This window comes from Pseudomonas putida, assembly GCF_002906855.1.
Classification (GTDB): Bacteria; Pseudomonadota; Gammaproteobacteria; order Pseudomonadales; family Pseudomonadaceae; genus Aquipseudomonas; species Aquipseudomonas putida_N.
The window spans coordinates 1,703,446-1,717,022 of the sequence record NZ_MINI01000028.1 but is presented as its reverse complement, the minus strand read 5'-3'; the positions used below and the strand labels follow the sequence as shown (position 1 = coordinate 1,717,022).

Annotated in this window: 12 protein-coding genes; 9 read left to right on the top strand and 3 right to left on the bottom strand. The window is 64.9% G+C overall.

The genetic code is table 11. The features are described from left to right. The first annotated feature begins 20 nt into the window (after positions 1 to 20). From BGP85_RS08295 to BGP85_RS08260, 8 genes are read left to right on the top strand one after another with little or no spacing between them, the layout of a single operon-like run. The gene (locus BGP85_RS08295; protein WP_103446727.1) at positions 21 to 1,472 is read left to right on the top strand and encodes a tetratricopeptide repeat protein; all 1,452 of its coding nucleotides are present in this window, start codon (positions 21 to 23) and stop codon (positions 1,470 to 1,472) included. Beyond that, positions 1,469 to 2,923, top strand: a complete 1,455-nt coding sequence (locus BGP85_RS08290) for an alginate export family protein (RefSeq protein WP_103446726.1) — start codon at positions 1,469 to 1,471, stop codon at positions 2,921 to 2,923. The genes BGP85_RS08295 and BGP85_RS08290 overlap by 4 nt, the downstream gene beginning before the upstream one ends. 14 nt (positions 2,924 to 2,937) lie before the next feature. After that, positions 2,938 to 4,365, top strand: coding sequence for an MBOAT family O-acyltransferase (locus tag BGP85_RS08285; RefSeq protein WP_103446725.1), 1,428 nt, complete (start codon positions 2,938 to 2,940; stop codon positions 4,363 to 4,365). Positions 4,366 to 4,374: 9 nt separating this feature from the next. Next, the gene (locus BGP85_RS08280) at positions 4,375 to 5,469 is read left to right on the top strand and encodes an alginate O-acetyltransferase (protein WP_103446724.1); all 1,095 of its coding nucleotides are present in this window, start codon (positions 4,375 to 4,377) and stop codon (positions 5,467 to 5,469) included. A gap of 18 nt (positions 5,470 to 5,487) precedes the next feature. Next, complete coding sequence (locus BGP85_RS08275) at positions 5,488 to 6,117, top strand: alginate O-acetyltransferase AlgF (protein WP_103446723.1); 630 nt, start codon at positions 5,488 to 5,490, stop codon at positions 6,115 to 6,117. Positions 6,118 to 6,144: 27 nt separating this feature from the next. After that, entirely contained in the window at positions 6,145 to 7,548 is a 1,404-nt protein-coding gene (locus BGP85_RS08270) for an alginate O-acetyltransferase AlgX-related protein (RefSeq protein WP_103446722.1), read from the top strand. Then, a complete protein-coding gene (locus BGP85_RS08265; protein ID WP_308451237.1) occupies positions 7,539 to 8,717 on the top strand; it encodes a polysaccharide lyase in 1,179 nt (392 codons plus the stop codon). Before BGP85_RS08270 ends, BGP85_RS08265 begins: the two co-directional genes overlap by 10 nt. Before the next feature lie 3 nt (positions 8,718 to 8,720). Continuing rightward, on the top strand, positions 8,721 to 10,175 hold the full coding sequence (locus BGP85_RS08260) for a right-handed parallel beta-helix repeat-containing protein (protein WP_103446721.1): 1,455 nt from the start codon (positions 8,721 to 8,723) through the stop codon (positions 10,173 to 10,175). A 109-nt stretch (positions 10,176 to 10,284) separates the two neighbouring features. Here the strand turns inward: BGP85_RS08260 and BGP85_RS08255 are convergent, their stop codons facing one another. Both BGP85_RS08255 and BGP85_RS08250 read right to left on the bottom strand, forming a co-directional pair. After that, positions 10,285 to 10,716 carry a GNAT family N-acetyltransferase gene (locus BGP85_RS08255; RefSeq protein ID WP_103446720.1) on the bottom strand — a complete coding sequence of 144 codons (432 nt, stop codon included), beginning with the start codon at positions 10,714 to 10,716 and terminating at the stop codon, positions 10,285 to 10,287. Next, positions 10,706 to 11,092, bottom strand: coding sequence for a DUF488 domain-containing protein (locus tag BGP85_RS08250; protein WP_103446719.1), 387 nt, complete (start codon positions 11,090 to 11,092; stop codon positions 10,706 to 10,708). Before BGP85_RS08250 ends, BGP85_RS08255 begins: the two co-directional genes overlap by 11 nt. A 121-nt stretch (positions 11,093 to 11,213) precedes the next feature. On the opposite strand from BGP85_RS08250, the gene BGP85_RS08245 reads away from it, so the two are divergent. After that, on the top strand, positions 11,214 to 12,830 hold the full coding sequence (locus BGP85_RS08245) for an inorganic phosphate transporter (RefSeq protein ID WP_103446718.1): 1,617 nt from the start codon (positions 11,214 to 11,216) through the stop codon (positions 12,828 to 12,830). On the opposite strand, the gene BGP85_RS08240 is transcribed toward BGP85_RS08245, so the two are convergent. After that, positions 12,831 to 13,526, bottom strand: a complete 696-nt coding sequence (locus BGP85_RS08240) for a glutathione S-transferase N-terminal domain-containing protein (protein WP_103446717.1) — start codon at positions 13,524 to 13,526, stop codon at positions 12,831 to 12,833. Between the last annotated feature and the right edge of the window lie 51 nt (positions 13,527 to 13,577).

The window sequence follows — 13,577 nt, the reverse complement described above, 5'->3', positions numbered from 1 at the left end:
CGGCCGAGGACGACGACGCCATGACCGCCAATATGCCTCCCCGCCTGCTGCTGGCCGGCCTGGCCCTGGCCTGCGCCACTACAGCCAGTGCCGGGCAGAGCCTGGAACAGATCCGCTACGCGCTGTACAAGGACCCGTCGGCCGAGGTCACCACCGACCTGCGCGAATTGGCCGCCCGTGGCGACCTGGCCAGTACCCTGCTGCTTGGCGATGTGCTGGCCGGCCGCGAAGACGCCAGCCGCGCGGAAGTGGTAGCGCTGTACCAGAAGGCCTTTGCCGACGGCCATGGCATGGTCCCGGCACTGGCTTCGCTGGCCCGCCTGATCGACCGCACCCCGAGCCTGCGCGAGGTGCAGCGGCCGTGGATGGCGCAGGCACTGACGCGCTACCCGGCCAACCTCGACCCGCGCAACACCAGCACCACGCTGGAAGTGTTCCTGACCTACCCGGAGCTGGTCGACAGCGCCCAGGCGAGCCAACTGCTGGCGCTGTACGAGCAGGCCTGCCTGCTCAATTGCCGCCCCGAGCTGTACCACGCCGTGCTCGCCGAGCGCCAGGGCGACCGCGCCAGTGCCGAGCGCTGGTATCGCCAGGCGGTGCGCGTGGACGTGCGCGCCCTGGACCGCTACTACGCCTTCCTCGGCGAGCAGCAGGACCGCCTGTTCCCGCCGTTCGCCGACCAGCTTGAACCTGAGCGCGAGCAGTTGCCGGTGGAGATCATCCACCGCGTCGCCGCGCTGCTCGACAGCATCACCAGTGTGCAGCGCGCCGAACAGGAAGCCGACCGCTACGAAAACCAGGCCAGCACGCCCGGTGCCGAGAAGCTGCCACCCACCCCGGAACAACTGGCCCGCGAAAAAGCCCAGAGCGATGCGCTGAACCTCGCCACCGCCCGGGTCCAGCGCTGGCGCGATGTGGCCGTGGCCCGTGGCTTCGTGCCGGCCATGGTGTCCAAGGCCAACTACATGATCTCCAACCCGACCGAGCACAACGCCGAGGAAACCCAGGCGCTGATCGACCAGGTGCGCGAGCGCGAACCGACCCGGGCCAAGGCCCTGCAGGCACAGTTCTACATGGTCAACAACTGGCTGACCCTGGACCCGGACAAGGCCCGCGCACTGATCGACGAGCTGCGTGCCAGCGGCTACCCCGGTGCCGGCCTGCTGCTGGGCGAGTACTACAGCAAGGGCGTCGAGGACCAGCCCGACCAGGAGAAGGCCCTGGCGCTGTTCCAGGCCGAAGCCGACAAGGGCAACACTGCCGCCTGGTACCGCATGGCCACCCTGCACGCCTACGGCCGTGCCCTGTGCCACGACCCGGTCAAAGCCTATACCTACGCCCGCGTCGCTCTCGACCTGGGTGAACGCAGCGCGCGCAGCCTGATCAAGCGCCTGGAAAAGACCCTGCCAAAGGATGATATCGAGCGCGCCCTGGCCGCTCGCAACGGGCTGTTCAAGGAGACCACCCTGTGAAAGCGCATCACCCCCTGTTCGGCGCCCTGCTGGCCCTGGCGCCGTTGCCAGCGGCCATCGCCGCAGAAGAAATCACCGGCCCCGAAGCCGACCGCAACGAACCGGTGCGCATCGCCGCGCTGGATGGCAGCGAGCCGGTCATCACCTCGGAAGTGTTCAACAAGCTCACCGTGCAGACCGGCTACGGCCCGGAAGACTCCCAGGTTGGCAGCGACCGCGAGATGTTCTACAGCCTGCGTTACGAGCCATCGTTCGCCTGGTACTCGCCGGAAAAGCGCTGGGCCAAATGGATGGTCTACGGCCGCCTGTGGTTGAACTATGACTCCAGCCAGTCGAGCAACCTGACCAACGAAGCGTCCAACGCCAACGAGCGCGAGCAGCCCGAAGGCTGGTACGCCGAACTGCGTGAGCTGTACGTCAAGCGCAACCTGATCGGCGACGACCCGCGCTTCTCCGCCTCGTTCGGCCGCCAGCGTTTCTATGACGATTACGGCATCTGGTGGGACGACAGCCTCGAGTCGCTGCGTTTCAATTACCAGGACACCTTCAGCGAGGCGTTCTTCGCCGTCGGCCAGAAGTTCCACAACTACAACACCGACGTCAACCGCCTGGCTGACAGCGAAGAGCGCACCACCTACCTGATGGGCCAGTACGCCTACCGCTGGAGCCAGAACAACCAGGTCGGTCTGCGCCTGATGCACGAGAACGACCACAGCGGCCACGACGCCGACGACCGCTATGACTTCAAGGGCATGCGTTACGGGCTGTTCTTCAAGGGCGACAACCTGGCCTACCCGGTGCTCAGCGACTATCACCTGGAACTGGCGGCGCTGGACGGCAAGATGGACAACACCGACGGCAACGGCGTCACCACCACTGGCCACAGCAGCAAGGGCTGGGCGGTGCTGGGCGAAGTCGGCAAGCGCTTCGACAACCTGGCGTGGACCCCGCGCGTGGCGCTGCGCGGCGGCCTGACCGACAAGCCCAGCGATGAGAACGACGGCTTCCGCCTGAACGCCATCCAGTCCGACCGCATCACCCGCACCGGCTCGTACAGCACTCGCCTGACCAGCTCGTTCGTCGCCCTCGACCTGCGCAACCTGAGCTACTACGGCTTCGCCGTGGAGACCCGCCCCACCCCGCGCAGCGCGCTGGACCTGCGGGTGACCCAGCTCGACCTGCGCGATGCCGACGGCACCCTGCCGATCCGCATGAATGGCGACCAACGCGCGGAACGCAACCGCGCCATCACCCAGGGCACCAACGGCAACGGGCGCAATGTCGGGCAGATGATCGACCTCAACTACTACTGGAAGATGTTTCCGGTGGCTATCGATGGCAAGCACCTGGACGTCAACGCGCTGGTCAGCGCCAGTTATCTCAATGCCGGCAGCGCATTGGAAACCGGCGATGACTACCAGCTGAGCGTCGGCGTGGTGATCAGTTACTAAGGAAGGGCCGTGCCATGATCTTCGCCTCCAATGTGTTCCTGTTCCTCTACCTGCCCCTGTTCCTGGCCGTGTACTTCCTGGCCAAGGCGCAGTGGCGCTCCACGGTGATCGTGGCTGCCAGCTATATCTTCTATGCCTGGTGGCGCCCGGACTTCCTGCTGCTGTTCGTTGGCATCACCTACTGGAACTACTGGTTCGGCCTGCGCATCAAGGCACGCCTGGACGCCGGCGACAAAGTCATGGCCCTGCGCCTGTTGTGGATCGGCATCGCCGGCAACCTGTCGACCCTGGGCTACTTCAAGTACGCCAACTTCGGCGCCGAGGTGCTGGCCCTGTTGCTGGCACCGCTGGGCATCAACACCTGGACGCTAGAGAACATCTTCCTGCCGCTGGGCATTTCGTTCTACGTGTTCCATGCCCTGAGCTACATCGTCGACATCTACCGCAAGGACGCCACGCCGACGCGCAACTTCATCGACTTCGCCGCCTTCGTCGCGCTGTTCCCGCACCTGGTGGCCGGGCCGATCCTGCGTTACAGCCAGCTGGCACCCCAGCTGCGCGAACGTACCCATTCGCTGGAGCTGTTCTCGCTGGGCGTGTGCCGCTTCATGCTCGGTTTCATCATGAAGGTGCTGATCGCCGACCGCCTGGCGCCGATCAACCTGCTGTTCGTCAGCGAAGGCACGCTGCAGTTCGCCGATGCCTGGTTCGGCCTGGTGATCTCGACCCTGCAGCTGTACTTCGACTTTGCCGGCTACAGCCACATGGCCCTGGGCCTGGCGCTGATGATGGGCTTCCGCTTCCCGGAAAACTTCAACCAGCCCTATGTCTCGCAGAGCATCACCGAGTTCTGGGCACGCTGGCACATGACCCTGGCGCACTTCCTGCGCGACTACGTGTACATGCCACTGGTGCGCAAGCGCGTGGCCGGTGCCCTGCCGGCGCTGATCTGGACCATGCTGCTGTCGGGCCTGTGGCACGGGGCGAGCTTCGCCTTCATCTGCTGGGGCCTGTTCTTTGGCGTCGGCATGGTGATCGAGCGCAAGTTCAACCTGGCGACCAAGGTCAGCACGCCCTACCACCTGGGCCGCAACCTGCGCACCGCGGCGCTGATCCTGCTGAGCATGCCGCTGTTCTTCACCATGGACCTGCGCCACAGCCTCGACATCTACCAGGCGCTGTTCGGCCTCAACGGTTTCGGCTCGCTGGAACTGTACGTGCTCGGCGCCTCGAAGATGGCCATGGCCTTCGCCCTGGTGGCGCTGGCCTGGCTGGTACTGGCCGGGATCAACAACGTGCGTTTCTACGCCGGCAACAAGGACGGCTACTTCATGCGCCATGTCGGCGCGCTGCACAGCGTGCTGCTGTGGGGCGGCTTCCTGCTGGCGCTGAGCAGTCTGGCGGCCAACTCGTTTTCGCCCTTCCTGTATTTCCAGTTCTAGGAGACGGCCATGTACCCGGTGATGAATTCGGCCAGCAAGGCCAATGGCATTCTGTTCGTGGTGGTGTTGGCGGCGATGTTCGTCTATTCGCTGCCACCGGTGTTCAGCTTTGCCCGCACCTCGACCGATACCTGGAACCTGTTCGTCGACGGCAAGCTGCTGCGCAAGTTCGAGCAGGCCTACGACAAGCGTTTCTTCCTGCGTGACCCGTCGGTGGAGCTGTGGGCCGATGCCCAGTTCCACCTGTTCGGCGAAGGCACCAAGGGCGTGGTGCTGGGCAAGGATGGCTGGCTCTATACCAATCAGGAATACCGTGTACCCAACGACCTCGAGGCCAACGTGGCAAGCCAGCTGGAGCAGATCGACAAGGTCCGCACGCAGCTGGCCGAGCACGGCAAGCAGCTGGTGATCCTGCCGCTGCCGATGAAGCTGGACGTGTACGCGGCCCATGCCCAGCATGCCTTCGACCCACGGGTGACCAGCCTCTACGACCACTTCGTTGGCGAGTTGCAAAACCGCCAGCAGGACGTGGTGCCGCTGCGCGGGGCCTTCCTCGCCAACCTCGACGGCCCGCAGCTGTTCCTCAAGTCCGATACCCACTGGAGCCCGGAAGGCGCGCGGCTGTCGGCCTACGAACTAGCGCGCCAGCGCCCGCAACTATTGGGTGACCAGGTGTACGTGTCGCGCAAGGCCGGCGAGAAGAGCGTCAAGGGCGACCTGATGAACTACATCCAGTTTGACCATGCGCGCCTGGCGCCGCAGTTCGGCCCCAACCCGATCGCCCTGTACGAAACCCTGAAGGCCGCGCAAGGCGCCGACGACCTGTTCGCCGAGGAAAACCAGAGCCTGCTGCTGGTCGGCACCAGCTACAGCAAGATCGACGACTGGAACTTCGTCGGCTTCCTCAAGGAGGCACTTAACCGCGACCTGCTGAGCATCGCCGTGGAAGCCCGCGGCCCGTTCGAGGCGATGAACCAGTTCCTGGCCAGCGACCAACTGGCCAACCCGCAGATCGACACCGTGGTCTGGGAATTCCCACTGCGCACCCTGCTCGCCCACCGCCCCGGCTCACTCAGCCGCAGCGCTGCGCCCCAGCATTTCTGACGATTCAAGGAGAGCCTGATGAAACTTACCCAACTGTTCACCGCCATCGCCCTGGCCGCTGCCAGCCATGCCACCCTGGCCGCCGAAGGCAACGCCGACCTGTACGATGCCGTGGCCCCGGCCGACTCGGCGTTCGTCCGCGTGCTCAACCTGTCCGACAGCAACATCGACGTGACCCTCAGCGGCAAGGTCAACCCGCAGCGGGTTGCCGCCGGCCAGCTCAGCGGTTACCGCTTCACCCCTGCCGGCCCGCACAAGATCGCCGTCGGCGGCAAGTCGATCGAGCCGCAGCTCAAGGCCAATGCCGCCAGCACCGTGGTCTACGACGGCAAGCAGCTGAAGCTGATCAGCGACAAGTACGTCAACGAGCCAAAGAAGGCGCAAATCGCCTTCTACAACCTGACCGCCAACAAGGCCACGCTGAAAACCTCCGATGGCAAGCATGACGTGGTCGAGGCCATTGGCAATGGCGAGACCGGCACGCGCATGGTCAACGAGATCAAGATCGACTTCGCCGCCTACCAGCAGGACACCAAGGTCGCCAGCTTCGACGAGCAGTTCCTCAAGAAGGGCCGCTCGTACAGCTATGTGCTGCTGCCCGGCAACCGCAGCATGACCCTGGCCAACAGCATCGACCCTACCGAGTGATGAATGCCCTGCAAGGATGAATGGCACATGAAGACCCTTGTACCTTTTGCCCTGAGCGCTGCCCTGGCCTTGCTCAGCCTGCCCGGCCAGGCCGCACAGGCTGCCCAGGTGGCCGGGGCCGGCTGCGAGAACCTGCAGTGCATGGTTTGCCCGGCCTTGAGCGACCCGCAACGCTACGCCGAAGGGCGCATGAAACTGATGCGCGAGATCGTGCCTGGCAAGGACCGCTGGCTGTTCCGCTCGGCCGTAGACCTGACCAATGACTTCGGCATCCCCGCGCCAATGCGCCCGGAGTTCGCCCGCCTGATGCAGGCGTTCGAACGCCAGGGCATCCATGTGGCCATGGCGATCCAGCCGACCCGCGGACTGATGCACCACGACAAGCTGTTCGCCGACCAGTTGCACGGTTTCGACTATGCCCGCGCCAGCAACAGCCTTGCCACCTACCTCGGCCAGCTGCGCCAGGGCGGCGCGGTGGTGGCGCCAATGATGCAGCTGGTGCAGCAACCGCCGAAGGGCGAGTACTTCTTCCGTCGCGACCACCACTGGACACCCACCGGCGCCGAGGCCACGGCGAAACTGATGGCCGAGGAAATCCGCCGCCAGCCGTTCTATGCCGGGCTGACCAAGAAGGCGTACCGCACCGAGCCGGGCGTGATGGTGCCCAAGGACGGCACCATGAACCTGGCGATGAGCAGCATCTGCGGCAACAACTACGGTTTCCAGTATGTGCGTGGCTACCAGACCATCCCGGTGGCTACGGGCGCTGATGCGTTGTTCGACGAAGCACCGGACCCGGAAGTGATCCTGGTCGGCGACAGTAACGCCGCAGCCCGTGAGGACGAGAGCAAGCAGTTCAACTTCGACGGCTACCTGAAACAGTACCTGAATGTCGACATCCTCAACTACGCCCTGCCCGGGGTGGGTGAAGATGGCTCGCTGCTGGAATACCTGTTGTCCAGCGACTACAAGCCCAAGGCACCGCCCAAGCTGATCGTCTGGGAGCTGCCGGCCAACTACCGGCTCGATTCGCCGCTGATGTATCGCCAGCTGGTGCCGGCGGTCCAGGGTGGGTGCTCGGCAAACAGGGAAGTACTTGGCTCGAAACTGCAGCGTCCGGCGTTGCAGGTGGGCGAGCGCATCGAATTGCTGAGCAATGCCGGCAGTGGCCGCCAGGCGCTGTCCAAAGGGTTCCTCGACATTCGCCTGAGCGACAAGAACGTCAAGGACTTCTACATCATCGTCTATTACGACAACGGTGCGCGGGACAAGGTGTGGTTCCGCCGCGAGGCGGCGGTGACCGGCGGGCAGTATTACCTGGAGCTGAGCAAGGCACCGGAGTTTGCCGGGGCCAACCTGTTGTCGGTGTTCATGGAGCCGACCAAGGCCGGGACTGTGGCGACCGATGTGGAGACCCGGCTATGCCTGTAATGCCGCTGTTCAGGGCTGATGCGGTCGCTGTGGGAGCTGGCTTGCCGGCGATGGGCCGCAAAGCGGCCCCAATCCTGCTAACCCTGTTTTTGATAAGCCCACTGACCCAGGCGGCACAGTCTATCTGGCCCGCCCACAGCACTCCGCAATCGGCCATGATCGCCGACTACCGCACCCTGTCCTGCACCAAGGAACCGCCCGCGCCCTACACCGGCAGCCTGCACCTGGAAAGCAAGTACGACCAACGCGACGCCAGCAAGTCGACCCTGCGCAGCAGCCCCGACGCCAACAGCGAGCAGATCGCCAAGCAGGTCAAGCAGTTCGTCGGTGGCCTGATCTACGCCAGCAAACGCTTCCAGGCCGCCAAGAAACCCCAGGACGCCAACATGGCCCTGGCCTGCCAGGACCAGTGGCTGCAACACTGGGCCGAAGCCGGCGCCCTGCTCAACCCGGATGCCAGCGGCACCGGCATGGCCGTGCGCAAATGGGCGCTGGCGGCCATGGCCGGTGCCGTGCTGCTGACCCAGTCGGCCGCCGACGGCAAGCTGCAACTGAACGATACGCAGCGCAGCTGGTTCACCCGCCTCGGCGAGCTGGTAATCCGCGAGTACGACCCCCGCCGCAGCGCCAGCGGTGTGTATTTCAACAACCACGACTACTGGGCAGCCTGGGCCGTGGCCGCCACCGGCATGCTGGTCGGCCGCGACGACTTCATCCACTGGGCCGACGGCAACCTGCGCCGTGCCCTGGCCCAGGCCGTGCGCGCCAACAACGGTAACTACGCCTATCTGCCGCTGGAAGTGGCGCGCAGCAAGCTGGCGGCCAACTACAGCCAGTACGCCCTGGTGCCGCTGGTGCTGCTGGCCGAGTCGGCACGTGCCAATAACCTGCCGTGGAGCAACGACGACCAGCAGACCCTCGACCAGCTGGCCAGCTTCGCTGCCCGCACAGTGCTCGCCCCGGGTGAGCTGCCCGAACTCAAGGGCCAACCCCAGGCGGACGTGGCACCCTACAAATTGGCCTGGCTGATCCCGTTCCTGCAACGCAACCCCGGCCATGCGCTGGCGCGCCAGCTTTACGACAGCGAAGACGGCGAGGTGGACAACTACAGCCAGCTCGGCGGCCCGATCAAAGCGTTCTACCCCCCATTGCCCGGATCAAGGAGCTGACCCATGGCTGCCCTCGCCCGCTTTTCCCTTACCTGCCTGGCCGCCCTGTGCCTGGCAGGCGCCGCCCAGGCTGCCAACCAATCACTGCCGGTCAACCAGACCGTGGACACCCTGCCCCGGGAGCAAGGCCAGCTCAAGGTCGAGCAACTGCGCCAACAGGTGCGCCAAGCCGTGGCCTTCCAGCAGGCCGAACGGCAACGCCCGGCCGGGCGCGCCAGCGTCAGCCTGCAGCCAATGTTCTCATCCCAGGCCGGCAGCTGGCCGTTCGAGCCGTTCGTCAACAACGGCCTGTTCCGCGCCATCGCCGGTTACCAGGCACACCACCCGCAGGTGGTGATGCTGCGCAGTGGCAGCATCACCCTGGCGCAGTTGCATGACGCCCTGAACAACCCGCGCATCCTCAAGCGCTACAAGGATGGCTACCTGCTCAGCTACCCGCTGATGATCGGCAGCGATGCCGGGCTGGTGCTCGAAGGCACCAGCCTGTACCTGTCGAGTTTCTCCGGCACGGCGCTGATCAACCAGGGCTGGCTCGGGCTCAACCAGTCCAGCCTGGAGAGCATGGCCGGCGACAAGCCCGGTAGCACCGACCGCGCCTGGCGGCCTTTCGTGGTGGCCTGGGCCGGCAGCCATACCCAGGTGCTCGGCTCGACGCTCAAGCGCCTGGGCTACAACGCCAACCTTTCCCGTGGTCTGACCACGGCCTTGAGCACCCAGCAGGCGGCCAGTACCCGTCCAGCCACGGTAATCGTCCGTGACAGCCAGTTCAGCGAAATGTCCAGCGCGGTCGAACTGCAGCACAGCCAGGCAACCATTACCGGCAGCCAGTTCGAACAGTCACAGCAGTACGCCATCGATGTGCAGAACAGCCAGGTCAAGCTGCAGGGCAACCAGCTGCGCGGTATCGACAACAACAGTGGCGTGCGCCTGCGTGGCCAGACTCGCGCCTTGGTCGAAGGCAACCTGATCCTCGGGGCGAGCAAGGCCGCCATCGAAATCAGCGAGCAACAGGGCGCGGTGCTGCTGGCCGGCAACCGCATCGGCGACAGCCGTGGCAACGGCATCCAGCTGCGCAACCTGGCCCCCACTGCAGCGGCACCGCTGGTGATCGACGATAACCTGCTGGCCAGCAGCCAGGGCAGCGCGGTGGATGCCAGCGAAGTGGGCGCCGTGGCGCTGCTCGACAACCGCATCGGCAACACGGCGGAATATGCCATCAGCCTGCGCAACGCCACGCCACTGGCCGGGCCGCTGGTGCTCAGCGGCAACCGCCTGGGCCGGGTTGGCAAGGCACTGGTGCGGGTCGAAGGTGTGCGGGATGTGGTGCTGGGCGGTAACAGCTTCGATGGCAAGCCGTTGTTGCAGAACCTGTTGATCGGGGATTTGTTGCCCTTGCAGGGGCAGCTGCTTGAGGCCACGGTTCGCCAGGGTGAGACTGTGCGGGTGAGGCAGGAGTGATCCATTCCTTGCATTGACTTCACCGGCCTCTTCGCGGGGCAAGCCCGCTCCTACAGGCCTGCGCAGGGTCTGTAGGAGCGGGCTTGCCCCGCGAAGAGGCCAGTGCAGGTCACCCAATGACCCGCTGCATCCTCACAAAGCAATCATCCTCCCCCATCTCGACAAACCCATGACGCAGGTACAGTTGCCGCGCCGGGTTGCTCTTGAACACCATCAACCTCAACAGCGGCAGCCGCCGCTGCGCTGCCCATTCGGCCAGCGTCTCCAGCACCTGACTGCCCACCCCGCGCCCACGCTGCTCTGGCAACAGGTGCAACTCACGAATGAACAACGCCTGCCGGTCCTGGCTGAGGCTGCAGAAACCCAGCACGGTCTCCCCTTCCATCACCAGCCACTGCTCGCGCCAGTCCCAGGCTTGGTCAAATGCCTCCTCGATCCACAACAGGTCGAACTCGCGGTAATAGGGCAACATGGCTCGTCGCGTCAGGTCCCGGGCAAAGGTGCACCAGGCATCGCTCGCGGCGATCAGCTCAACGGGCATAGCACACCGGCGAGCTGCCCGGGCCACGTCGCTCCAGTTCGCCTTCCAGCCAGGTTGCCAGCACCTGGGCGTTGTTGTGCTCGGTGTCCTTGCCGGCATACAGCAAGGTCAGGTTGCCTTTGGCCGCAAGGTCCAACAGCGGATACCAGTGCTCCGGGTGCGCCGCCAGTTCCTGCTGATAGCGCTGGGTGAACCCGGCGAAATCCACCTCGCCCTGGTGGAACGCCTTGCGCAAATCAGTGGATGGCGCCACTTCGCGCAGCCACTCGCCATGCAGCTGGTCCTTGCGTTTATTGCGCGGCCACAGGCGGTCGACCAGCACCCGCTGGCCATCTTCCTTCTCAGGCGCGTCGTAGACGCGCTTGCAGCGAATCATGGGGTTCTCCTGCCTTTACCGTCTGTCTTGAGCCTAGGTAATTCATTGACCGAGGTCACGTCCAGCCGAGGAATTGTTTCTATGCTCAGAGCCACCCTCGCCGACGCCAATCGGAGTCCCCATGCTAACCCCGCCCCTGGCCAGCCAGCCGCCACTGGCCCGTAGCGATTCACGCCCACAGCTTTCGCACAAACCCGGGCGCGCCACCCTCGTGCTGTTCTTCGGCCTGCTGCTGGCCGGTATCGCCTACACCGCCTGGAACCTCAAGCAGGACGTGGCCGCCAGCGGCACGGTGATTACCACCGTCACGCCCTTCCTGCTGCTGGGCCTGGCGCTGCTGATCGCCCTGGGCTTCGAATTCGTCAACGGCTTCCATGACACCGCCAACGCAGTGGCCACGGTGATCTATACCCACTCATTGCCGGCACCGGTGGCGGTGGTCTGGTCCGGGTTGTGCAACTTCCTGGGTGTGCTGCTTTCCAGTGGCGCGGTGGCGTTCGGCATCATTGCCCTGCTGCCGGCCGAGCTGATTCTACAGGTCGGTTCTTCGGCTGGCTTCGCCATGGTCTTCGCCTTGCTGCTGGCGGCGATCATCTGGAACCTCGGCACTTGGTGGCTGGGGTTGCCAGCGTCCTCTTCACACACCCTGATCGGCTCGATCATCGGTGTCGGCGTGGCCAACGCGCTGATGCACGGGCGCGACGGCACCAGCGGGGTCGACTGGGGCCAGGCCAGCAAGGTCGGCTATGCCCTGCTGTTCTCGCCGCTGATCGGCTTTGCCTGCGCCGCCTTGTTGCTGCTTGCGCTGCGCGCGCTGGTCAAGCGCAAGGAGCTGTACCAGGCGCCGGAAGGCCGCACGCCACCACCGTGGTGGATCCGCGGCATTCTGATCCTGACCTGCACCGGCGTATCGTTTGCCCATGGCTCCAATGACGGGCAGAAAGGCATGGGCCTGATCATGCTGATCCTGGTCGGCACCCTGCCGATGGCATACGCCCTGAACAAGACCATGCCCAGCGAGCAGGCGCTGCAGTTCTCCGCCGTTGCCGAAGTGACCCGCCAGGCACTGCTAAACACGGCGCCCGGGCCGGCCCCCGCCGACCCGCGCCAGGCGCTGACCGCGTTCATCGCCGAGCCCAAGGCCAACCCGCATCTGGTACCGGCACTCGCCGCGCTGACCAGCATGATCGGTGACCAGGTCAAGGGCTATGGTTCACTGAAGCGCGTGCCAGCCGAAGCCATGGCCAACGTGCGTAACGACATGTACCTGGCCAGCGAAACCATCCGCCTGATCGAGAAGAAACAGCTGGTGGCGTTCGACGCCGACACCCGCAGCCATGTGCTGCTGTTCAAGACGCAGTTGGACGATGCCACCCGCTACATCCCGCTGTGGGTCAAGGTGGCCGTGGCCATCGCCTTGGGCCTGGGCACCATGGTCGGCTGGAAGCGTATCGTGGTGACAGTGGGCGAGAAGATCGGCAAGACCCACCTGAGCTACGCCCAGGGGGCTTCGGCGGAAGTGGTCGCCATGTGCACCATCGGTGCGGCGGACATGTTCGGGCTGCCGGTGTCGACCACCCACGTGCTGAGCTCGGGGGTGGCCGGTGCCATGGTCGCCAACGGTTCGGGGATCCAGAAACGCACGCTGATCAACCTGCTGATGGCCTGGGTGCTGACCCTGCCGGCGGCGATGCTGTTGGCCGGGAGCCTGTACTGGCTGCTGAGCCAGATTTTCTGATCAGGCGGGGATTTTCAGGCCACGCTGCACCGCTGGCCGCTCAAGGAATTTCGCCAGCACCCGCTGCACTTCCTTGAACTCATCGAAGCCCACAAGCTCGCGGGCGTTATAGCGCTCCACCAGGTTGCGCACCCAGGGGAAGATGGCTATGTCGGCGATGCTGTATTCATCGACCATCCATTCACGCCCTTTCAGGTGCCGGTCCAGCACGCCCAGCAGGCGCTTCGATTCGTTGACGTAACGGTCGCGCGGGCGCTTGTCTTCGTATTCCTTGCCAGCAAAGAAATGGAAGAAGCCGACCTGGCCGAACATCGGCCCGATGCCGCCCATCTGGAACATCAGCCACTGCAGGGTCTGGTAACGCTGGGCCGGGTCCTGGCTCAGCAACTGCCCGCTCTTTTCCGCCAGGTACTGCAGGATCGCCCCCGACTCGAACAGCGGCAGCGGCTGACCGCCCGGGCCGTTGGGGTCGAGGATCGCCGGGATCTTGTTGTTGGCACTCAGCGAGATGAACTCCTGGCTCAGCTGGTCATCGTTGTCGAAGCTGACCTTGTGCGGCTCGTAGGCCAGGCCGATCTCCTCCAGCATGATCGACACCTTGACGCCGTTGGGCGTGGGCAGCGAGTACAGCTGCAGGCGCTCGGGATGCATCGCGGGCCATTTACGGGTGATGGGGAAAGCGCTCAGATCGGTCATGGTCAACCTTGGGCTTGAATAGGAACCTGTCACTCTAGAGACATCCCGGCT